The organism is Corynebacterium sp. KPL1995, from assembly GCF_000477935.1.
GTDB lineage: Bacteria > Actinomycetota > Actinomycetes > Mycobacteriales > Mycobacteriaceae > Corynebacterium > Corynebacterium pseudodiphtheriticum.
Map to the genome: position 1 here is coordinate 2,272,284 of NZ_KI515715.1, position 23,078 is coordinate 2,295,361.

The following is a 23,078-nucleotide window of genomic DNA, read 5'->3' on the forward strand; positions in this document are numbered from 1 at the left end:
TTTCGGTTTCGCTTGTTCGACCAGGACAACAGCCGCCGCACTACATTGTGCAGCGGCCACTGCAGCAAACTCTGCTTGGATCCTTGCACCAACCAATGAAGCAAACTAGTTTCCCAGCCGGATACCTTTCGGGCTGAGTTTAGCGCCATGTTCTCGCATAGAAATTGCCAGTGCGGACCCCAGGATTGCTGTTCCATTGGCTTTTTCGATAATCAACGGGCGGATCCACTCTTTTTCCAATCCAGACTGTAGTGCAGTCACCAATAATTGTGTCGGATCCTGTTCGATGTCTTCTGGTAAAGCTTCGAAAAACGTCGTCAAGGTTTTTCCGCCTCGGCTCAGATGCGCCAAACATAATCCGTCGACAAGCACAACCAGGGCACCAGCAGCACGGGACGGACGCGCACGAGCAGTGCTTCCGGTATCTGCTGTCTCACCGTCCGCACGCGGCCAATCCAAAGCCGCCCCGTAGGGATTCGCCGGATCAGTGGCAGCTATCAGAACTATGCTCGGCTGCGCTGTTCCCGACGGCCACCCGTGTACATCTGGAGCATCATCACAACCACGTAGCCGGTCCACCACTGCGGGCGTCGAAAACTGTGCGGCCCCCAGCCCTTCAATGAAATACCCACGTTGGGCTTTACCTGTGGATTCAAACTCACTCAATACTTTGTATGCCAAGGCGAATCCACCAGGCACATCCTCGGATACAATGCTGCCACGACTGACCACACCATAACGGTCAAGCCAGGCCTCGCCTTGGGCTACCGAGCGTGCCGTGGCGTCAGTGTCGGCAGGTATTGTCAGTGCCCAACGCCCCACCATATCCGGCGGTGTAGCCTGAGCTGACCGGGCGTTCTGCCCGGTGGCGAAACTCGTGCGTCCCAAGCGCAAGCGGGAGCGACGGGGCTGTCGCTTAGCTTTGTGCGCCCTGCCCGCACCACCCGCCAGCCGTGCGCGGAGCGGAGCAAAACTATCCGGGCTGACCATCCCAAGATCAACCAGGCCCCATAGGCCCTCGCGAACTACATCACTAGAATGCAGGCTTAGCTGGTCGACGATTTCCGCAAACAGGTAGCCACCACCATTGTGCAAGACGTCGACAATGGCTTGCTGCACGGCCGACAGATTCGGGTTTTCCCCATCCGCAATTGGCGCGAGCTGCGCCGCATATTCAGCAGGCAGCAACATGATCCAAGGGTCATTGCTCCCAGCTTGCCCCGCTCCCCGGATCAGCACTTCCCCATTACTGGTGAGTTCGTCGAGGTGACGCGGGCTAAAACCGGGTACCCGGGACGGCAGCACCAGATGCTCCCAAGCACTCGCCGGCAACCGTACCCCGGCTAATTGCTCGACTGCTGCGAAAACCCCATCCGCCCCGCGCAGCCCTTGCTCCGTTGCACTGGCGTGGGAAGTACGAGGGCCTGTAGTCCCAACTGTGCCGGACGCAACACCAGGTATCTCGGTTATCTGATGCCAATCTAATAAGAAGCGAGCAAACGCTGACTGACTCACAGGTTTTTGCGCTTTGCGGGCCGCCGCCAACGAGCGCGAACGGATCTGCTTTAATACTCCCGAAGCGCAATATTCCATTTCATCAATGCCTTGGCGGTAGTGTCCTTCCACTAACTCACCGCTGGCAGCTAATCCTTGTACGATATGCCAGGCACTGGAGATACTTAGGCCGAATGCTTGCGCAGCATCGTGTATTACAAATGGGCCTCGTGCCCGAGACCAGCGTTTTAATAATTGTGCGAGAGCATCATCAATGGTCTCAGTAGGTGCCAGCACGCCGGGTGGTACTGGTATTCCTAGGCCGTCGCGAAGCAACGCTGCATCGTGGGATTGCGCCAGATAGTCCTCGCCCACCATGCGCACCAACATCACACGTGAGCCCAACTCGCTCCGGGCTCTGGCGACAGAGATGTCTGCATATTCAGCAAACCGTGCAACCGGGATGGGTCCGATGCGCCGCAGGGTATCGGCTAATTGTTCTGCTGTCTGCGCTCGGCGATCTGGCGCAGTGTGCTGCAGCGATTCATGCACTGCCGTGATCACGCTCGGATCCAAGAGTTCACGTAGCTCCACGGTTCCCAGTAGCTTTGCCAGTAAGCTTGGGTCCAATGACAGCGCCGCTGCCCGTTTCTCAGCCAGTGGGCTATCGCCTTCATACATGAACGCGCCGGTGTAATTAAACAACAATGACGAAGAAAATGGCGACGGTTGCTCCGTGGTCACTTCCGCAATCCGAATATTACGCTGAGCAATAGCACGGGTGACCTCATTTAATGCCGGAAGATCATAGACATCTTGTAAGCATTCGCGCACGGTTTCCAAAATGATAGGAAAGGACGGATACTTCCGTGCCACGTCCAGCAGTTGTTCTGCCTTTTGCCGCTGCTGCCATAGCGGGGCGCGTTTGCCTGGGTTGTAGCGTGGCAATAACAGCGCACGTGCCGCGCATTCACGAAACCGCGAAGCAAATAGTGCAGAATTACCCACTTGATTGGTCACTATGTCTTCGATCTCATCAGTAGTGAAGATAAACAGTGACGCATCTGGCTGCTGCTCGCCTTCAGGCACTCGCAGCACAATGCCGTCATCACCGGCCACTGCTTGGGCATCCATACCGGTGTTGTCCGCAATGCGCGCACCAACCGCTAATGCCCAGGCAGCGTTGACGCCACGTCCAAAAGGGCTGTGCAAGACGACGCGCCAGTCACCGAGTTCATCACGAAAACGTTCCAAAACCAGGGTTTTTTCATCCGGGATCAGTCCCGTTGCTTCGTATTGCTCATCCAAATAACCCAATACGTTGGCTCGCGCACGCTCATCTAACGGAAGCTCATCCAGCAAAGCCTCTCGTTTTCGGTGAGCTTCGCGTCGAAATTCGCCCAAAGCTAAGCCCAGCTCATAAGGGCGTCCTAGCTGATCTCCGCTCCAAAACGGCAGACGCCCCGTGTGGCCCGGCGCGGGAGTCACGATGACTTGATCACGCGTGATGTCTTCGATGCGCCAGCTGCTCGCGCCTAGAGTGAAAACATCCCCGACGCGGGATTCGTACACCATTTCTTCGTCTAGCTCACCTACCCGGCGCGGGGTGGCTTTGCTGGTCGTGTCGCCGCGAGTGGTGCTAGCTCCAGTGGCTGTGTCTGTCGTACCCGCCAGAAAAACCCCGAACATGCCACGATCCGGGATAGTGCCGCCGCTTGTTACCGCCACTCGTTGCGAACCAGGCCGAGTAGACAAAGTGTTGCGCACCCGGTCAAACACAATGCGCGGTTTCAACTCAGAAAAATCGGTACTAGGGTACAGTCCGCTGGCCAGATCTAGCACCGATTCGAAGACTTCGCGGTCCAAATCACGATACGGCCAGGCGCGACGAATAGTAGTAAACCATTCATCTACGTCCAGATCTTCCACTGCTACCGCAGCGATGGTTTGCTGCACCAACACGTCCAGAGGATTGCGTGGAACATGGATCTTTTCGATCAATCCTGGGGCTACCCGGCCGACGGTGACTGCAGTTTGCAAGAGATCCGCGCGGTGCTTCGGGTAAAAATCTCCTTTTGAAACGGCCCCTACGCTGTGGCCGGCGCGGCCAACTCGTTGCAAGGCGGAGGCCACCGACGGCGGTGATTCTACTTGCACTACCTGTTCGACTGCCCCCATATCGATTCCTAGTTCCAATGAACTGGTCGCGACGACAGCTTTCAACGCACCTTGTTTCAGCAGGGATTCTGTCTGCGCACGTTCATCTTTGGAGACCGAACCATGGTGTGCGCGGGCAATAACCGACGGCGCCGTACCCGCGATATCAGTGTGTTTCATCAACTGTGCGGGGTCCCGGCGCGTCGACGCCGACAATGATTCTGGGGCATGCTCGGCGGCATAAAGTTCGTTGAGCCGAGAGGTCAGTCGCTCTGCGGTTCGCCGGGAATTCACGAACACCAGAGTGGAGTTGCATTCCATGATGGTTTGGTAGAGCTCCGCTTCGATATGCGGCCAGATTGATTTCGCGGTTGGCAACGCCGAATCACTAGCAAACGCCGAATCACTAGCAAAGGTAGGGCTAGCAGCGTCGGGCGCACCACCGCTGCTTAGCCCCAATGGATCATCGACCGTCATCTCCCCAATCGTCGAGGCTTGTTCCGGCACCGGTAAATCTGACATGTCATCTACCGGCACGCGCACAGCAAGTTCCCAAGCCTTCTGCGCTGGTGGCGCGACAATTTCCACGGCTCGGTCACCACCCAAAAACTGCGCCACGGATTCAATCGGGCGCACCGTGGCAGACAAACCGATTCGTTGTGGGTCGTCGGCGATGCGCGCCAATCGTTCCAGTGTGAGCGCTAGGTGCACCCCACGTTTACTACCGGCTAGCGCATGGATTTCATCCACTATCACGGTGGTTACGGTCGTTAAAATCCCGGCGGCTTTACTTGTGAGCATGAGATAAGCCGATTCGGGGGTTGTGATCAAAATATCTGGCGGGCGACGCAGTTGCCGCGCGCGTTCTGCTTGCGGAGTATCACCACTGCGCACTCCAATGCTGACCGCTGGGGTATCCATACCAAGACGTTGTGCAACCCGCTCAATGCCGGTCAATGGGGCGTGTAAGTTTCGTTCGACGTCGACGCCCAAGGCTTTCAGCGGCGAAATATACAACACCTTAACCCCGGGTTTGCCTGCGTCGGCAAGAGAGAGCTGGCTGTTTCCAACCGGCAGGCTAAGCTGACCATCGCCAGCGATGAGCCCGTTAAGCGCCCAAAAGAACGCCGCCAGGGTTTTACCAGACCCCGTTGGGGCCACAACCAGCGCGTTTTTCCCTGCAGAAACCGCTTGCCAGGCTTGTTGTTGCACGGGCGTGGGCCGAGCAAAGACTTCACGAAACCAGCCTGCCACTGGCGGGCTGAAACGAGATAGGACGTCATCAGGCATGAGGCCCACTCTACGGCTACAGTATGGGGCATGACAGGCGTGTTATCAGATGTTCGACTCACCAACCTTTTGGCCCAAGGTTCCGGGGAAATTCTCAAAGGAATCCGCGGGGTTGGTTTGTTGCGGGATAAGGAGCTCGCACAAGCTGGTGACGAGCTGGCCCAAAACTGGATCGCGCGCGTGCTTGCTCAGCATCGCCCAGACGATGGTTTTTTATCCGAGGAGGCCAAGGATAATCCCACGCGGCTGCAGAAAAAACGAGTGTGGATTGTCGACCCGCTCGATGGCACAAAAGAGTTCGCCACCGGCCGCCAGGACTGGGCCGTGCATATCGCGCTAGTCGAAGACGGGGTGCCGCTGCATGCCGCAGTCGGCCTACCTGACCTAGGTGTGGTGTTCCGTTCGTCTGAGGTGCGCGCGGTATCCGGTCCGTTTTCGCGACGCATTGTGGTTTCGCGTAATCGCCCTCCGGAAATTGCAGACTACGTCGGCAAGCACATGGGTTTGCAGACCGTAAGGCTGGGTTCTGCCGGCGCTAAAGCAATGAAAGTCCTGCTAGGCGACGTTGATGCCTATATCCATTCCGGTGGACAATATGAGTGGGACCAGGCCGCGCCCGTCGGAGTGGCCCAAGCGGCCGGTTTGCACGTTAGCCGCCTGGACGGTTCGCAGCACCGGTTCAACCGCGCCGATACCTATATCCCGGATTTGTTGATCTGCCGGAAAGAACTTGCCGACGACATGTTGGGCCATATCGCGGATTACAAAGCAGCCAACGGCCGCTATTAATCGTTAACTGTCTATGGCTAGTTGTTCATGCCTGGTTGTTCATGTCTAGCTGTACAAGACTGGTGGTACATGACCGATTGTTAATCGACAGCGATGGGTACGCGCTAGTAAACTATGGCTCATGACTAAGCCGGCAACTAGCTCCGAAACTGACCCCACGAGTAGCGCCCATCCCCAAGCCGCTAGCAATACGATCTGCACTCCCTACGAGGATTTATTGCGCGATGTCCTAAACAACGGCACCGCTAAGCAGGACCGCACTGGCACCGGGACCACCAGTGTGTTCGGCCGACAGTTGCGGTATAACTTAGCCGAATCCTTCCCACTTTTGACCACTAAAAAAGTCTATTTCCACGCGGTAGTCGGTGAGCTGTTGTGGTTTTTGCGCGGCGATTCCAACGTGGCGTGGTTGCAGGACAACGGTGTGCGCATTTGGAATGAATGGGCCGATGATAACGGTGAATTAGGGCCGGTTTATGGCGTGCAATGGCGTTCGTGGCCAACCCCAGATGGCGGGCATATCGACCAAATCGCCCAAGCCGTCCAAAACCTGCGAAAAAACCCGGATTCACGGCGCATGGTAGTCAGTGCTTGGAACGTCGCCGAGTTGGATGACATGGCATTAATGCCCTGCCATTTATTGTTCCAATTGTACGTCGCGGACGGCAAGCTCTCACTACAGGTTTACCAGCGCAGCGCGGACCTATTTTTAGGTGTGCCTTTCAACATCGCTTCCTACGCTTTACTGACGCATATGCTCGCCCAACAGGCTGGGTTGGAGGTCGGCGAGCTGATCTGGACCGGTGGCGACTGCCATATCTACAACGATCACTTCGATCAGGTCCGTGAGCAACTACGCCGCGAGCCACGCGCTTACCCACAACTGCGTTTGCGCAAAGCTGCCAGCATTTTCGATTATGATTTTTCCGATATCGCGGTCGAGGGCTATGATCCGCACCCGTCGATCAAAGCACAGGTCTCGGTGTAGTGACCATGTTGGGAGCAATTTGGGCGCAATCACTCGACGGGATCATTGGCGACGGCGTGGCGATGCCGTGGCATGTGCCGGAGGATCTCGCGCATTTCAAAGAAATCACCACAGGTGCACCGGTGATCATGGGACGCAAGACATGGCAGTCGCTTCCCCAGCAGTTCCGCCCACTACCTGGGCGGGACAACTACGTATTGTCGTCGGCAAGCCCAGGTAGTTGGTCTGCCGGCGCTGAGGTTATCGGCTCGCTTGCCGACGTCGCGCAGTTACACACTGCATGGATTCTGGGCGGTGGCAAAGTCTACGAGGCGACCTTGGGCGATGTCGACCGGTTAGAGATCACCCTGATGGGGGCGAATATTGGTAGCATTTATGGGCAGCGGGCCGTGTATGCTCCCGATGTTCCCGATGATTTCGGTCTGGTAGCAGATAGCGATTGGCAAGTCTCTGCGAATGGACACTTGCAAATTCCGGGGCATGAGCCCAGTGATTTACCGCTCAAGTATCGATTCTTAACCTACGAACGAAAGGCTGCAGCCTAAATGTCTGACGTACAAATTCCGGAAACTTCCCACGACGTAACCATCTTCGCTGCCAGCTGGTGCCCGTTTTGCCGCAAGCTGATCGGTGATTTGGAAGCCAATGGCACCCCATTTGCGGTGATCGATCCAGACTCGGAAGAAGGCCAAGCCAAAAACGCCAACCCATGGATCGAGTCTGTCAACGATGGCAACCGCATCATTCCAACGGTGCTGTTTTCTGATGGTTCCTCGATGACGAACCCACCTGCCAGTGATGTAGCGAAGAAATTGCAAGAACTACAAGGCTAACGCTGTAGTGTCGATGACAAACTGTTGCTTGCGCCAGCGCCACACCCGCGCGTTCGCCCGAAATTTTCGTGTGCGCTAAGCTAATGGCTGGCCGGAATACCCGGCCAGTGTCGGCCCCAGTAGCTCAGGGGATAGAGCACGGCTCTCCTAAAGCCGGTGTCGGTGGTTCGAATCCACTCTGGGGCACATTCTTCTCTGGGATATTTCGTGTTATCTCGAGACATCATTCCTATGATGGCTCGAGATTTCTCGTTTTCTCGGGTGCTTAGGCCTTGGTTTTAGGGATTTTATGAGGTCTGTGCAAAGTCTATTGCAGCCCAGACCGGTTCACTGATTCACGCCTTTGCAACGTTTTATTTTTTGAGAGTTTCTACTCCTGAACTCCTAGCTCCCCGAAACGATAACTTAGCGCACCAGCACTCGCGTTTTAACCCCGAAACTGTTGTTACTACTGATATTATTGTGACGATTGTTCATTCCTGATTGGAGGAATCTTGATGAATACCGGTCGCAATTTCAGCCGACGCTCTCTACTCCGCACTACCGGCGCCCTCGCGATAGCTGGTGCTTTTGCCAGCACCAGCACAACTATCGCTACCCCACACGCTGCAGCAGCAAACGGCCCTGGCCCGATCTTGGGCCGGGTGCTCGATTACGCCGCCGGCGTACCTTCTGCCCGTGCCATCAAGGACGGCGGCTTCCTCGGTGCCGTACGCTATGTCTCTGAACGCCGACCAGGCGCAGAGTGGATGCTAGGCAAACCCGTCAGCGCCACGGAAACCAACAACCTGGCAGCACTCGGCCTGGAAACCGCCTCGGTTTACCAATTCGGCCGCGCCGCAACTGCAGACTGGAAACAAGGCGCCTTAGGCGCCGCCACCCACGCCCCAAAGGCGATCGCTTTACATCGCAGCGCAGGTGGCCCAACCGGCCGTCCTATCTATATTGCAATTGACGACAACCCCACCCGGGGCGAATACGATTCTTTGATTGCCCCCTACCTCCGCGCTTTTGAAGCACTACTGAAGGCTGCCGGATATTCTGCCGGAATCTACGGCAACTACAACGTCATCGACTGGGCTATCAAAGATGGCATTGGCTCCTACTTCTGGATGCATGACTGGGGTTCTGGAGGGAAAATCCACCCGCGCACGACTATCCATCAGCTGCCGCAGAATAAGCAGCAAACCATTGGTGGCGTGGTCTGCGACATTAATAATGTCTACGCCCATGATTGGGGCCAGTGGAAGCCAGGCGTTGCTTCGGGTGCTGGTCAGGGCGCACAGAATAACCAGGGCAACGGCAACAACCAGGCGCGCCCACAAGACCAACAGCCTGGCCCATCCCCTGCTATCCCAGGCAGCTCAAACACAATCCCTAGCGCTGCCGAATTGCAGAAACTTAGCTCCGACCCTGCGATACAACAAGGTGCGCGCACCCTGCAAGAGTTAATCAAACTCGCACAAGATAACGCGCACCTCGCGAAACAGTTCGGCCTGTAAAAGCCTAGGTTTCCTAGGCTTTTGGCCCTAGCTCGTCCGGCAGACTAGTTTTCTGCTGGAACCGAGCGCTCCTCTGGCCCGTTGTATGCCGACAGCGGGCGGATCAGTGAGTTGTTTTCGTACTGCTCCAAGATGTGTGCCGTCCAGCCCGTGATACGTGCCATCACAAAAACTGGGGTGAAAAATTCGATCTCTAATCCCAACAGATAGTAGGCAGGACCAGCCGGGAAATCCAGGTTTGGTTTGATCTTGATGGAAGTATTTTCCTCCATCGTTTTGGCCATGATGTCGTACATCTCAACCCATTTGTCCGCGCCTGGAGTGTTAGCCGCGAGCTTTTTGAATGCGGCTTCCATCGTCGGCACCCGGGAGTCGCCGGTTTTATATACGCGGTGGCCGAAACCCATGACTACTTGTTTGCTGGCTAAACGATCTTTACACCACTGCTCTGCCTTGGTCGGATCACCGATTTTGATCATGTTATGCATCACAGCTTCATTCGCACCACCGTGCAATGGCCCCTTCAAAGCACCGATACCACCGGTCACCGCGGAATATACGTCGGAGGTCGTAGAGGTAATCACGCGTGAGCTAAACGTCGAGGCGTTAAAGGAATGTTCTGCGTACAGGATCAGAGATCGGTCAAAGGCTTGGATGGCTTCTTTCTGCAACGCCGGAGAATTATCCTCATCTCCGAATACCATCCACAAAAAGTTTTCGGCAAAGCCTTTTTCTTTCGACGGCTCCACATATCCCTTGCCCTTACGGCGGCGGATATCCAACGCGACAGCAGTGGGGAATTTCGCGAGCAGACGCAGCCCAATCTCGCGGATATGGTCGGCATCGCGCGTGAAATGGTCATCGAACTGGCCTACGAACGAAGTAAACGTCCGCAGCGTGTCCATCGGGTGGGCATCTTTCGGCATCGATTCAATCAGGTTGATCTCTGCCTCAGTCAATCCGCGCAATTCACGCTCGGAAGCAGCAAATTCTTCCAGCTGCCCGGAGTCAGGTAGCTCGCCGTTCCACAGCAAATAGGCTACTTCTTCAAAACTGCAGTGCTTCGCCAACTCTTGCACGGGATAGCCCGCATAAGTCAATGAGTTGGTCTCTGGCATTACCTTCGAGACCGCGGTGTAGTCGGCCACGACCCCGTACAGGCCCTTACGAATTTCAGATTTGGTAGTCATTACAAGCTCCTTCCTGAGCTTTTGCTAGAACGGCGATGCTGACCTGCACGCCGTATTGATCGCTTAGATCACAGGTTCTGCTCCGGTGAATAGGTGAATACGTCTTGGTCGAATGCGTTGTAGTCCTCGTAGCACACGAGTTCGTACAGCCGCGATCGGTGCTGCATATCGTCCAACCAGGATTTCTGGTCGCCGTTGTGGTCCAGGTCGCGCAGGAAGCGTTCCGTGGCCCCCATAGCAACCCGAAACGACGAAACCGGCCAGATCACGGCGTTATAGCCGATTGATTCCAGTGTTTTCGCGTTTTGCAGTTCGGTCTTGCCGAATTCCGTCATATTCGCCAGCAAGGGCGTGTCGACGGCCGCGCGGAATTTTTCAAAGTCTTCCGTGGTGCGCAATGCTTCAGTAAAAATCAGATCCGCGCCGGCTTCGGCATATGCTTTTGCACGGTCGATAGCATCATCGATGCCGTTGACGCCTGCAGCGTCTGTGCGGGCGCAGATCACGAAATCCTCGTCGCGCCGCTGGCCGACAGCTGCCGAAATGCGGCGCACCATTAACTCGGTCGATACGACTTCTTTGCCGTCCAGATGTCCACAGCGCTTTGGGTTGACCTGGTCTTCCAAGTGACAACCTGCCAGTCCCGCGTCTTCCAGCGCGGAAATGGTGCGGGCTGCCGACATGGGCTCACCAAAACCGGTATCGGCATCAACCAACACAGGCAATTCAGTCGCTCGTGCGATCTGGCCGGAACGCTGTGCGACCTCGGTGAGCGTCGTCAAACCAATATCTGGTAATCCGAGGTCATTTGCAAGTACCGCACCAGAGACGTATACGCCGGGAAAGCCACCGATGTCTTCGATAAGCTTCGCAGTCAGCGGGTTAAAGGCGCCCGGCAACGTAGTGATCTGCGGTGCGTTCAGGGACTCACGGAAATTCTTGCGCTTCTGGTTTGCAGTGGTTTGGGAAGAAAATAATCCCGTCATTAGAAAATCCCCTTCGGTGTCTGTGGAGCCTGGGCCAACACGTCGTCAGAAACCTGGATATTCAGCTCACGAAGGTCGATAAGGTTTTCCAGGTTGTCAACAGCTGCCAGGAATCGCTCCTGTTCTTCCTCAGAGACGATGCCCTCTGCCAGAGTTCGGAACTTAGTGCGGTAATTCTCGCGCTCGAATGGGCGTGCGCCAAGTGGGTGAGCATCGGCAACCGCCATCTCGTCTTCCACAACGGTGCCATCTTTAAAGGTGATAACAGCCTTGGCACCAAAGGCCTTTTCGTTTGGGTCCGTCGAATGGTAGCGCTTCGTCCACGCTGGGTCTTCCACGGTTGAGACCTTGTGCCACAGTTCGACGGTGTCTGCCCTCTGTGCGCGCTCGGGTGCGTAACTGTCAATGTGGTGCCAGTCTCCATCTTGCAGTGCTACCGCAAAGATGTACATGATCGAGTGATCCAGCGTCTCACGGGATGCATGCGGATCCATCTTTTGTGGATCGTTGGCACCGGTACCGATGACATAGTGGGTGTGATGCGAAGTGTGCAGCACGATAGATTCGATATCGGCGATATCCAGGCCCTTGTCTTCCAAAGCCTTCTTCATCCGGCGTGCCAAGTCAATTGGAGCCTGCGATTGATATTCTGCGGAGTGCTCTTTGGTGTAGGTCTCCAGGATGGCGCGCTTTTCCTCACCTTCATCAGGCAGGGGAACGGTATAAGTTTTGTCTGGAGAATGCAGCATCCAGGCGATGAATCCGTCTTCACCTTCCCAAATCGGCGCCGGTGCACCCTCCCCACGCATAGTGCGGTCGACAGCTTCGATTGCCATCTTGCCGGCAAACGCTGGAGCGTAGGCCTTCCACGATGAAATCAAACCCTTACGGGACTGACGAGTGGCTGTGGTGGTGTGCAGTGCCTGGCCGATAGCCTGGTAAATGGTGTCCACATCCAGGTTCAGCATGGTACCGATGCCAGCAGCTACCGACGGCCCGAGATGCGCAACGTGGTCAATCTTGAACTCATGCAAGCAGATGCCCTTGACCAGATTGACTTGGATTTCGTATCCGGTAGCGATTCCGCGGATCAATGCTTTACCATCGAGTCTCTTGTGCTGGGCAACAGCTAAAATCGGTGGAATATTATCGCCTGGGTGGGAGTATTCCGCCGCCAAGAAAGTATCGTGAAAGTCTAATTCACGCACCGCAGTGCCGTTAGCAAGAGCAGCCCATTCTGCGGAATAGTTACCGTCCACGCCGAATACAGTCGCTCCCCCATTGCTAACCGGGTGCGCGGTAGCCATAGTGCGCGCAGAGGTTACAGGACGGCGAACCAGCGAAGCCATTGCGACCGAAGCGTTGTCGATAAGCCGGTTTTTGATCATTTCAGCAGTATCAGACGGAACCTCGACAGGATCAGCAGCAACCTTGGCAATCTTGTGCGCCAAATGCTCCTCATACGGGAAGTCTTCTGCAGAAGGTCTAGTTCGCACTTCGTGGTCGATCATGATGTGACGCGAGTCCTTTCAGGTATGAATATGATATGGATTACAAAGTTATCCTAACATGATTCAACCCGCAATAGGTCTGGCTGGATCGACAACAGCCAGGGGCAAACAGCGTTATTTCAGATACGGAATAAACTGTTTCTCAGCGATTTCGGAGAGGTCATCTGCGCTACCGGTGATTGCGGCAGCAGCTACAAAATCTTTACCGAACGAGACCGAGGAATGCAGGCTGCGATCGTCCGACCAGCCCCATTTCGTCCCTTGCACTCCAGGCAACTTGGCGGTACCAAAATCCTGCTCATACCCGTCAGCTGCCACGGGGACCGTACGTTTCATCATCTCTAGCAGTGGATGTTTCGGATCTTCATCTTTGATTTGTGCGATGAAGCTGACTACGTCGTAGGTAGACGTGACAGAAAAACCCCACTTGGTGCCGGCTCGCGTCGAAAACAATCGATAGTCTTCTGCAACTTCGTCGATGGATTCCGGATATTGCGCCCACAGCTTGTCGGCCGCCGCATCACTCGATTCGGTAATCATAGCGTCGACAAGCTTTCTATCTGATTCATCGCCATTTTCTAGGACATATTCCGCTATAAACAGTTTCACCAAGGATAAGGCCGGGCGCGCCATGCGATCGCTGGTGCTGCCAAGCTTGGAATTATCAGAAAATCGATACAACGTGAACTGGCTACCCTGTTGATTTTCCACGAAATCAATTTTCTTCGGACGCAAGATATTGCTGCCCTCAGTTAGTTCAGAACGATTAGCCTTCTTCGACCCCCCGGAAGCTGGCTCTGCTTTTTCTTCACCTGACCCAAAACTTGCGGAATCGTTGTCCCTGGTTTTAGCAACGTCATGCCCACTTCGAGCGATGGAAGCTCGGGCATCAGATAATTCTCCGTTCGGGCTGACCGACAGATGCGAAGCACTCATTCCGCTATGGGAGCCAACGAACGCCACAGCGACGATCACCGCCACTGCCGATGTTAAGAGGCCCCAACTCAAAACCTTAATCCCGAGCAGTCCAGAACCAGACTGAACGGCTGAAACCTGCGGCGTCGATGAGGTGGAACCTGTGTTTCCGAAATCTTTTGAGCGCGTCACAAATACATATCCTACAAAAGCAAAATCCCTTAACGTTAACCTACGCTAAGGGATTTCTGTGGAGAGCTAGCAGTCACTAGCTAGTTCGCTGCGAGCAGCTTTAATGATCAACTGGCGCTTCCACACCTACGCCTGTCATCGAACGAACTTCCATTTCTGCTGCCAAATGGTCAAGGTTGTCCGGCTTAGAGAGCACGGTACCCAAGTAACCAGCCAGGAAGGCCAGTGGAATGGAAACCAGACCCGGAGAAGTCAGTGGGAAGATTGCCCAGTCTGCGCCCGGCACCATCGAAGATTCGGTGCCAGAAACGGCTGGCGAGAAGAAAATCAACAACAGGGAACCGATTAGACCGGTGTACATCGACGCGATAGCACCGGTGGTATTGAATTTGCGCCAGTACAACGAGTACAGGATCGTCGGCAAGTTTGCGGAGGCTGCAATAGCGAAGGCCAACGAAACCAAGAAAGCCACGTTCTGCTCCATCGCCAAGATACCCAGGATAACCGAGGCAATTCCAAGCACGATCACAGTGATGCGGGAAATACGAACCTGGGATTCTTCCGATGCCTCACCGTCGCGAAGCACCGCGTCATAAATATCGTGAGCCACCGAAGCGGATGCCGTAATCGTCAAACCTGCCACGACCGCAAGCACTGTTGCGAATGCCACCGCGGCAACGACGGCCATAAAGATTGGTCCCATCAATTCAAGGGCCAGCAGTGGTGCAGCCGCATTTGCGCCACCTGGGGCGGCAACGATGATATCCGGGCCAACCAGTGCCGCCGCTCCGTAACCCAGAACCAAGGTCATCAGATAGAACGAGCCGATAATGACAATAGCCCAGGTCACTGAGCGACGCGCCTCGACCGCAGTAGGAACGGTGTAGAAACGCATCAGCACGTGTGGCAGGCCACCAACACCGAAGAGCAGTGAAACACCCAATGAAATGAAGTCCAACTGCGTCCAAATATCCGAACCATATTTCAAACCTGGTTTCATGATGTCTTCCGCCTCATAGGCGCGTTCGGCCAGGAATGCAGAGTTACGGTGGGTTTCTATTGCCTGATCAAACAGCGTGGTGAAGCCACCACCAGCAGCGATAAAGGTCAAGATAATCATGACAACTACAGCAGTAACCAGCAAAACAGCTTTAATCATCTGCACATAGGTTGTGCCCTTCATTCCGCCGATTAGCACGTATGCGGTCATAACCGCACCGACGATACCGACGGTAATGTACTGCCACACTTTTTGATCCAGTCCAAGAAGAACCGAAACCAGTGAACCGGCACCAGCCATCTGCGCAACCAAGTAGAACAGCGAAACGAATACTGTGGCGATAGCAGCGGCCAGACGGACAGGTTTTTGCCGTAACCGGAACGAAAGTACGTCGGCCATGGTGAATCGACCCACGTTACGCATTGGTTCAGCAACCAGCAACAACGCAAACAACCATGCTACGAAGAAACCGATGGAATACAAGAATCCGTCGTAGCCATACAATGCGATTGCGCCGACAATGCCGAGGAATGACGCCGCAGATAGGTAATCACCCGAAATCGCCAAACCGTTTTGGCGTCCGGAGAACTGTCCACCACCAGTATAAAAGTCGGAAGCTTCTGAAGTGGTCTTACCAGCGCGCGTCACGATCGCCATGGTGACGATGATAAAGCCGGCAAAAACGGCAATATTGATCAACGGGTTACCCGCATCAAGGCCCTGTTCAGCTGCTGCCTGGGCTACGGTGGTCACGTTTGTACTTGCCTGTGCAAGCGAAGCGGAAAACATAGCTTAGCCCTCCATTTTCTCACGGATGGCCGACTGACGCGGCTCCAGGTTTTTATTAGCAAATTTCACATACATCCAGGTGATCATGAACGTCGTAACAAATTGGGCAATGCCAAGCACCAGCCCGATGTTGAAGCCGCCGCCAACCTCAAGGGCCATGGCTTCTGGGAAGAACGTGGCGACCACGAGGTATGCGAAAAACCACAACAGAGCGAGAATAATCGCGGGGAACGTAAACCCGCGGAAACGGGTTTTAAGATCGGCAAATTCTTCTGATTTGCTCATCGCAATAAATTCTTCAGACGTAGCTTTACGCCGGGGGTTATTGGAAGGAGCTCCTGCCATAATCTCTCCTATTACTTCTGGGCGACGTTTCCACGTCACATTCCTGTTCACTTCACTGTGAAACACTGCCCGCGCATGAATACGGGCAAGACTTTGGTGCGAAGTACATGTTACCTTGCTTACAGTGACCGGAATAACTTGGCCCCCATCACAGGAAGGTTTCATGAAGGAAATTACCCCCGTTGGATATATCTACCTGCAGGAATCAATTTTCAGACCATCCCCCGTGAAGCATTCATACAGATAGACCACACCACCATGTGACCAAACTTTCTGTGACAGAGCTGAGTTCGCAGGAATGCTGCTACCCAGCCTTCGCAGAATAAAAGCCGAGCTAATGTCGAAATCCCCCCCGTACGCTGAAAGCTTAAAGCCCCCCGTGCCGTACACTAAAAGCTCTATGCCTGATCCGGGAACGTAGCAGGATCACCGAAGATTCGACCGAAACCGGGCATGCCCGCTAGGGCATCAATGGTTGTCGTATCTTCTGGCAGAAGCCGTAGATCGATCGCGCCAGCATTTTCTGCCAACCGTTCACGGGACGAGGCCTTTGGCACGACAGATATCTCTTTGTCCAACAGATAGCGCAGTACAACTTGGGCCACGGACGCCCCAACGCGTTCAGCAATCATTTCCAACTGTGGGTTTTGCAAGACAATACCACGAGCTAATGGCGACCACGCTTCTACCCTGGTACCAATTTTCTGATTTGCAGCGAGCTGCTCTGGCTGATGAAAGCCTGGGTGTAATTCAATCTGATTGAGGCTGGGCGCACTGCCAGTCGCTGCAACCAACTTCTCGAGGTGTTCTGCATTGAAATTCGCGACACCTGCGGAAACTAGTTCATCAGTCTCGCTAATCTCTAAGAGCGATTCCCAGGTTTCGACGTATTTGCCGCCCTGAGGGTACGGCCAATGGATTAAGAAATTATCGAGGTAGCCAACGTCCAGTCTGCGTAATGAATCGCTAAAACCTTGTTTTGCTTCTGCCTTACCGTGTTGGTCGTGCCAAAGTTTGCTGACAACATACAGTTCTTCACGAGTAACATCACCAGCTTTAATAGCATCGTTTAAAGCTCGCCCGACGGCTTCTTCATTGTCGTAAATTCGTGCGGTATCAAAATGTCGGTAGCCAAGTTCGATAGCTGTCCGCACGATTGACTCAACTTTGTCTGGAGAAATTTTGTAGGTCCCCAAACCGAGTTGCGGCATGCTGGCGGAATCATTCAAATCAAAAGTCGGCATAGGCTGTGGATTAGACATAGTTCCCATAATGCCAGCGAACGCAAAAAGGCGCCGAGATCGCAACTGCGATCCCCGGCGCCTCACGCGTACCTGTTAATTTAATTTTCTTCGTTGACTGACAACAAATCGATCATGAAAACCAAAGTGCGGCCAGACAGAGGGTGCCCACCGCCTGCAGGCCCATAAGCTTTGTCTGGCGGAATGATCAGTTGGCGGCGGCCACCAACCTTCATACCAGGAATGCCTTCTTGCCACCCGGCAATCAGACCCTGCAACGGGAATTCAATGGACTGCCCACGATCCCAGGAAGAGTCGAATTCCTGGCCGGTTTCGTAATCGACTCCGACGTAGTGCACCTCAACAAAGCATCCCGGCTTTGCCTCGTGTCCGTCTCCAACAACGATGTCCTCGGAAACGAGATCACCCGGTGCTGGGCCCGAAAACTCTTGAATCTCGGGTTTTTCCATTGCCATAATTCTCCTTGCAAACTGGGAAATATCTTCTCGCTGACCGGAATAGTCAGCACTGCTCTATACAGCGGATGTGCTGATACCTTTCAACGATGGAAAGCGGCAGCCAAAAAAGCTGGACCTAGCGGAACTAGATCCAGCCTAGGCGTTTAGCAGGCGTTAGCCAGGAATGACGCGCCTGCCACACGCAGAAGGTTTAGCGCTGATCCAGTGATGGGACGTCACGACGGCTCTCACCGGTGTAAATCTGACGCGGACGGTTAATCTTCGTCTGCTCAGTCAACTGTTCACGGTACTGGGCGATCCATCCCGGCAGACGACCCATGGCAAACAGAACGGTAAAGAAGTCCGTTGGGAAGCCCATGGCGCGATAAATCAGGCCGGTGTAGAAGTCGACGTTCGGATACAGCTTACGCTCAACGAAGTAATCGTCGTTAAGAGCAATTTCCTCAAGCTTCATAGCCAAATCCAGCATTGGATCGCCGCCCAAGTGCTCCAGAATCTCATGTGCGGATTCTTTGACGATGGCTGCGCGTGGGTCGTAGTTCTTGTACACGCGGTGACCGAAGCCCATCAGGCGAACGCCCTTTTCCTTGTTCTTCACGCGGTTCATGAACTCAGTTGCATCACCATCGTGGTTGTTCTGAATGTCATCCAACATCTCCAGAACGGCCTGGTTGGCACCACCGTGCAATGGGCCAGACAAAGCGTTAATACCGCCAGCGATCGAAACAAACATGTTGGCCTGCGCCGAACCAACCATACGTACGGTGGAAGTAGAACAGTTTTGCTCGTGATCAGCGTGCAGAATGAGCAGCTTATCCAGCGCCTTAGCCAAGACTGGGTCTACGTCGTACTTCTCGGTTGGGTAGCCAAACATCATGCGCAGGAAGTTCGAGGCTGGATCCAGAGAGTTATCTGGGTACATGTACGGCTTACCCTGCGAAGCCCGGTATGCATATGCGGCCAGCATAGGAACCTTAGCCAACAGGCGAATGGTAGCCTTGTCCAGCTGTTTTTCGTCCAGTGGGTTCAGCTCATTTTGGTAATAGGTCGACAGAATGTTAACGGAAGATGCCAACACTGCCATTGGGTGTGCATCCCTCGGGAAGATATTGAACTGCGCCTTGAAATCCTCATCCAACAAAGTGTGGCGCAGAATATCATCATTCCAGGAATCGAGTTGCTCTTTGTTCGGCAGCTCGCCCTTAATCAGCAGATAAGCAACTTCATTGAAGCTACAGTTGTTAGCCAAGTCCGCAATGTCGTAACCACGGTGGCGCAAAATTCCTTCATCACCATCAATAAAGGTGATTTTAGATTCAGTCGAACCTGTAGATACATAGCCCGGATCGTAAGTTACATACCCCGTTTCGCCGAGCATCTTCCCCAGGCTAAGACCTGAGTTGCCCTCAGTTGCTTTAACGATTGGCAGTTCGTACTCACCACCAGGGTAGTGAAGTACAGCCTTGTCATTATTGTCAGAAGCCACAATGAACCTTTCGCTAATTGGTTGAATCGCAATGTTCGATGATACGGAAAACGACTCACCTACGGTGGACACGGTCAATGTGAGCCGCATCCTGGTGACACTCATACTACCAAACTATGTGACGCCATCAACATTCTTTCCGCTCTAGTGGCCCAAAACTCCAGCCCCTACCCACGTCTGAGTTCTTCACAGCATATAGTGAATAGAGCACGCTAGATCTTGCTAGACGTGACTGAATACGCCGTCGTTATCAGGAAAGGCCATTGTTGGACATGGATTCTGCGAACCAACTCACTTTGCCCGAGCATTTAATCCCTTCTGATGGACGCTTCGGCTGTGGCCCATCCAAGGTTCAGCCACACCAGATCCAAGCCGTCGTCGACGGAGCCAACAATATTATCGGCACTTCTCACCGACAACCGGCGGTAAAGAATGTGGTTGGGAGTATCCGCGAAGGGTTAGCCAAGCTGTTCAACATCCCAGAAGGATACGAAGTCATCATGTCTGTTGGTGGCGCGACAGCCTTTTGGGATGCCGCAACCTACGGATTGATCAAGAACAAGTCTGGCCACCTAAGCTTCGGGGAGTTTTCCGCGAAGTTTGCCAAGGCATCACAGCTGGCCCCCTGGCTGGATGAGCCCACCATCATCAAAGAAGAGCCCGGCCGCGCTCCCGAGCCACAAGACATGGAAGATTGCGATGTCATCGCATGGGCGCATAACGAAACCTCTACCGGCGCAATGGTGCCCGTAACCCGGCCGGAAAATAGCGATGCACTCGTCGTCGTAGACGCCACCTCTGGCGCCGGAGGTCTCGCTGTCGACATTGCGCAAACCGACGTCTACTATTTCTCACCGCAGAAGTGTTTCGCTTCCGATGGCGGGCTGTGGTGTGCCATCGTCTCCCCCGCCGCGATCGAACGCATCAAGGAAATCAAAGAATCTGGGCGCTTCATCCCCGCATTTTTGGACTTGCAGACAGCTGTCGATAATTCACGGAAAAACCAAACCTACAACACACCGGCTGTCGCCACGCTGCTCATGCTTGATGCACAGATCAAATGGATGAACGCCAACGGTGGTTTAGCTGGCATGGTAAATCGCACCCAAGAATCTGCGCGAATTCTGTATGACTGGGCAACCCAGCGAAAAGAAACCACCCCGTTCGTTGGCGAAGAAGATGCCCGCTCTCTCGTCGTCGGCACGATCGATTTCGATGACTCCGTTGACGCAGCACAACTGGCAAAAAATTTGCGCAACAACGGCATCGTGGATGTGGAGCCATACCGCAAACTTGGACGAAACCAACTGCGCGTCGGCATGTTCCCGGCAATTGAGCCCGGCGACATCTCTGTCCTCACCCGCGCTATCGATTATATTCTCGATAACGGTAGTGAGAACCGGTAGGATTCTCTGCAGCTACTGCACACTAAGGAGTCAGGTATGCACCAGTTAGCATTCAAAGGCCACGACCCGCGTGCCTCTGTTTTGTACTTAAGCGACGAGTCTGGTCAGAGTTTCGAGCTTCCAGTCAGCGATGAGTTGCTACGTGCTTTAGGCGTACATAAAACACAATCGCAAGCTGCTGGTGCATCTGATTCCGCTGGTTCTTCTGTAACGATTATCGACCAAACAGACCCAACCGCCTCTAACGCGCAAAACGAACGCTCGCAGGACAACGCGACAACCGGGCGCAACACGACAACCGGGCAAGGGCAAAATGACGAGCAACCAGCACCAGCAGAAAACGATACTGCCAACAACGCCGGTGCTGGTGCCGGTGCCGACGCTGGTGCTGCAAACCTAACCGCGGTTCCTGACACCGCAGAGCAGCAAGATTCTGCCGCGCAAAACAGCCACGAAAGCCAGCAACATGCCAATTCGACCCCGGGCCAGGGACAATCGAAGCCGCAGGTGCCGCACGTGGTTCCCACTGGTTCTTCAGCTGGCAGTGGCATGCCCGACCGTGACCGTTCCCGCAACCAACCAATGTCGATGCGCCCGAATCAAATCCAACAGCGCATTCGTGCCGGTGCCAGTGCACAAGAACTTGCCGACGAAATGGGCGTAGACATATCCCGCGTAGAACCTTTCGCACATCCGGTAGTTCTAGAACGCGAACGTATCGCAGAACTCGCCAAACAAGCCCACCCAGTACGCGACGGCGGCCCGGATCGTCTTAGCCTGTGGGAGGTCCTGGCCACTGCTTTCGCCGCACGCGGACATTCGCTGGCAGACTCCCACTGGGACGCGCACCGAAGCGTAAACGGTGAGCCATGGACAATCGAAGTCACCTGGACAGCTGGGTTATCGCAGAATTCCGCGCAATGGTTGTTCCACCGCCACCCTACTTCGGCAGACACCGTCGAACCCCGCAACTCTGTAGCCGCAGATTTAGTGGACCCGGACTTTATCCAACCGGTGCGTTCAGTGACTTCCTTAACGCGTACACAGCGGGTAGACGAGAATGCCCGCGATGCCTTTAACGCAGGATTCGACGGCATCATCTCCGGTGATCCTCTCGAGGACGATGAATTAGCTGCACACAAAAAACGCAAGCGCGGATCCTCACATCCACTGCAGACCGCAGATACCTCCCGCAACGCTGTGGAAAATTCGGCAGACGACGAGGACAACAAAGACACCCGCGACGACATTCCCGTCGTCACTGATACCACCGATAAGCCCCGTGAAGATTCCAAACGCGCTACCTCTGCTAAAGAAGCCAAAGAAACAGAGGGCGAGGAATTCTTGCAACATCCTGAAACAGACACACCGAAAAAACGCCGTCGCAAAGCAACAACCCCGCATTGGGAAGATGTATTGCTCGGCGTACGTGCCAACACCAAACGACCACGCCGCTAATCACGCTCAGCGTTGACTCATTAACTTTTGCACCGAAGGTGACCCCCAATGACACAGTATGAGCCCCGCCATCCAGGCACGCCGGATCCTCTTTCTGATGGTTCGCAACCGGAAGACCGCTCCGCCGTCGTCACCATTTGGTTTCTCGATACCGCGGAGCAACCTGGGGATATTCTTTCGCATTGCCCCGTTGCCGACCGAGGTTTTGGCAGAAAGTACCTCGCGCAGATGTATCCATCTGCACCGATTACGCTGCTTGGACAATTTCCGCTGAACCGTTCAGCACAAGTATCTGCCGAGGAATTTTATATCGGTGCCTACCCCGGAATCACGGTAGTGCAAACGATCATTGATGACGCATTACAGCTGTCTCAGTTATCCCCCCAGCTGCGCGCTTCCTTACCAGCTTCCGACATCTACGCGTTTGCTTTTAACAGCGAAACCGGTTTCGGTGGCATCGCACACTGGCACGACGGCGAGCTCTACCGCAGTCTCACTGCCACCCGTTACGCAACTTTCGAAAACGAAGGCCTGCCTGACGGCTTCGAAGCGCCCCTGTGGGCTGGACAGCGCAGCCCACAGTTAGGCGGCATCGCCTTGCCTTTTGCCCCAGAAGATTTACTTGCCGACGCACACAAGGCCTGGCTGGGTGTGGATTTTTCTTCCGAAGGGCCAGATATTGACGTGGTCGGATTCGCATTGGACGGCCGCCCAGAACCAAAATTTGCCCGAGGCCATCACGGAGGCGCACACTCCCTATCTGCTACAAAACCGAGTGTTCGCAAAAACGAAGGATCTACCGCTGGCGCAGAAAGCTCGAGCACGCAGAACTACGATGACTACGAAGATCACGCAGCACAAAATGCGCAGTCTTCCATCACCGGCACATTTATGACTGGTGCGACAACCACCGCGCGCATCGTCGGCAAGCTAACGAAAGCTGCGGCAAAGCAAACACAGACCGGTTGGGCTAAGCTCCGGGAGCACTTGCGCCACCTCGACCGCGATTCCTGATTCAAAAACCATA

General features: G+C 54.5%; 18 protein-coding genes and 1 tRNA gene. 9 read left to right on the forward strand and 10 right to left on the reverse strand.

Annotated features, from left to right (window positions below):
* Positions 1-105 precede the first annotated feature (105 nt).
* A complete protein-coding gene (locus HMPREF1292_RS10130) occupies positions 106-4,941 on the reverse strand; it encodes a DEAD/DEAH box helicase (RefSeq protein ID WP_023019786.1) in 4,836 nt (1,611 codons plus the stop codon).
* Positions 4,942-4,971: 30 nt separating this feature from the next.
* Between HMPREF1292_RS10130 and HMPREF1292_RS10135 the strand changes: the two genes are divergently transcribed.
* The 6 genes from HMPREF1292_RS10135 to HMPREF1292_RS10160 all read left to right on the forward strand — a co-directional run bounded on the left by HMPREF1292_RS10135 (position 4,972) and on the right by HMPREF1292_RS10160 (position 9,053).
* Positions 4,972-5,730: a 3'(2'),5'-bisphosphate nucleotidase CysQ gene (locus tag HMPREF1292_RS10135; protein WP_023019787.1), complete on the forward strand. Its 759-nt coding sequence runs from the start codon at positions 4,972-4,974 to the stop codon at positions 5,728-5,730.
* A 121-nt stretch (positions 5,731-5,851) separates the two neighbouring features.
* Positions 5,852-6,718: a thymidylate synthase gene (locus tag HMPREF1292_RS10140; RefSeq protein WP_023019788.1), complete on the forward strand. Its 867-nt coding sequence runs from the start codon at positions 5,852-5,854 to the stop codon at positions 6,716-6,718.
* Between the two features lie 5 nt (positions 6,719-6,723).
* Positions 6,724-7,263, forward strand: coding sequence for a dihydrofolate reductase (locus tag HMPREF1292_RS10145; RefSeq protein WP_034646222.1), 540 nt, complete (start codon positions 6,724-6,726; stop codon positions 7,261-7,263).
* A complete protein-coding gene (locus tag HMPREF1292_RS10150; protein WP_023019790.1) occupies positions 7,264-7,551 on the forward strand; it encodes a glutaredoxin domain-containing protein in 288 nt (95 codons plus the stop codon). It abuts the gene before it with no gap.
* 113 nt (positions 7,552-7,664) lie between these two features.
* Positions 7,665-7,737 (forward strand) — tRNA-Arg (locus HMPREF1292_RS10155).
* Positions 7,738-8,048: 311 nt separating this feature from the next.
* Entirely contained in the window at positions 8,049-9,053 is a 1,005-nt protein-coding gene (locus HMPREF1292_RS10160) for a DUF1906 domain-containing protein (RefSeq protein WP_023019791.1), read from the forward strand.
* Positions 9,054-9,097: 44 nt separating this feature from the next.
* Here the strand turns inward: HMPREF1292_RS10160 and HMPREF1292_RS10165 are convergent, their stop codons facing one another.
* The 9 genes from HMPREF1292_RS10165 to HMPREF1292_RS10205 all read right to left on the reverse strand — a co-directional run bounded on the left by HMPREF1292_RS10165 (position 9,098) and on the right by HMPREF1292_RS10205 (position 19,187).
* Positions 9,098-10,243, reverse strand: a complete 1,146-nt coding sequence (locus tag HMPREF1292_RS10165; protein WP_023019792.1) for a bifunctional 2-methylcitrate synthase/citrate synthase — start codon at positions 10,241-10,243, stop codon at positions 9,098-9,100.
* Between the two features lie 68 nt (positions 10,244-10,311).
* Positions 10,312-11,229, reverse strand: a complete 918-nt coding sequence (gene prpB / locus HMPREF1292_RS10170; protein ID WP_023019793.1) for a methylisocitrate lyase — start codon at positions 11,227-11,229, stop codon at positions 10,312-10,314.
* A complete protein-coding gene (gene prpD, locus HMPREF1292_RS10175) occupies positions 11,229-12,740 on the reverse strand; it encodes a 2-methylcitrate dehydratase PrpD (protein WP_023019794.1) in 1,512 nt (503 codons plus the stop codon). The genes prpB and prpD overlap by 1 nt, the downstream gene beginning before the upstream one ends.
* 114 nt (positions 12,741-12,854) lie before the next feature.
* A complete protein-coding gene (locus tag HMPREF1292_RS10180) occupies positions 12,855-13,847 on the reverse strand; it encodes a hypothetical protein (protein ID WP_023019795.1) in 993 nt (330 codons plus the stop codon).
* A 100-nt stretch (positions 13,848-13,947) separates the two neighbouring features.
* Entirely contained in the window at positions 13,948-15,636 is a 1,689-nt protein-coding gene (locus HMPREF1292_RS10185; RefSeq protein WP_023019796.1) for a cation acetate symporter, read from the reverse strand.
* Positions 15,637-15,639: 3 nt separating this feature from the next.
* Positions 15,640-15,981: a DUF485 domain-containing protein gene (locus HMPREF1292_RS10190; protein ID WP_023019797.1), complete on the reverse strand. Its 342-nt coding sequence runs from the start codon at positions 15,979-15,981 to the stop codon at positions 15,640-15,642.
* Positions 15,982-16,379: 398 nt separating this feature from the next.
* On the reverse strand, positions 16,380-17,243 hold the full coding sequence (locus tag HMPREF1292_RS10195) for an aldo/keto reductase (protein WP_336313998.1): 864 nt from the start codon (positions 17,241-17,243) through the stop codon (positions 16,380-16,382).
* Between the two features lie 80 nt (positions 17,244-17,323).
* Positions 17,324-17,692, reverse strand: a complete 369-nt coding sequence (locus tag HMPREF1292_RS10200) for an FKBP-type peptidyl-prolyl cis-trans isomerase (protein ID WP_021352181.1) — start codon at positions 17,690-17,692, stop codon at positions 17,324-17,326.
* A 199-nt stretch (positions 17,693-17,891) separates the two neighbouring features.
* A complete protein-coding gene (locus tag HMPREF1292_RS10205) occupies positions 17,892-19,187 on the reverse strand; it encodes a citrate synthase (protein ID WP_024272653.1) in 1,296 nt (431 codons plus the stop codon).
* 272 nt (positions 19,188-19,459) lie between these two features.
* Between HMPREF1292_RS10205 and serC the strand changes: the two genes are divergently transcribed.
* From serC to HMPREF1292_RS10565, 3 genes are read left to right on the forward strand one after another with little or no spacing between them, the layout of a single operon-like run.
* On the forward strand, positions 19,460-20,593 hold the full coding sequence (gene serC, locus HMPREF1292_RS10210; protein ID WP_023019800.1) for a phosphoserine transaminase: 1,134 nt from the start codon (positions 19,460-19,462) through the stop codon (positions 20,591-20,593).
* 36 nt (positions 20,594-20,629) lie between these two features.
* Positions 20,630-22,051 (forward strand): septation protein SepH, encoded by a 1,422-nt coding sequence (sepH, locus tag HMPREF1292_RS10560; protein WP_023019801.1) that lies wholly within the window; start codon positions 20,630-20,632, stop codon positions 22,049-22,051.
* A 48-nt stretch (positions 22,052-22,099) separates the two neighbouring features.
* Positions 22,100-23,065, forward strand: coding sequence for a hypothetical protein (locus HMPREF1292_RS10565; protein ID WP_023019802.1), 966 nt, complete (start codon positions 22,100-22,102; stop codon positions 23,063-23,065).
* Positions 23,066-23,078: the final 13 nt, after the last annotated feature.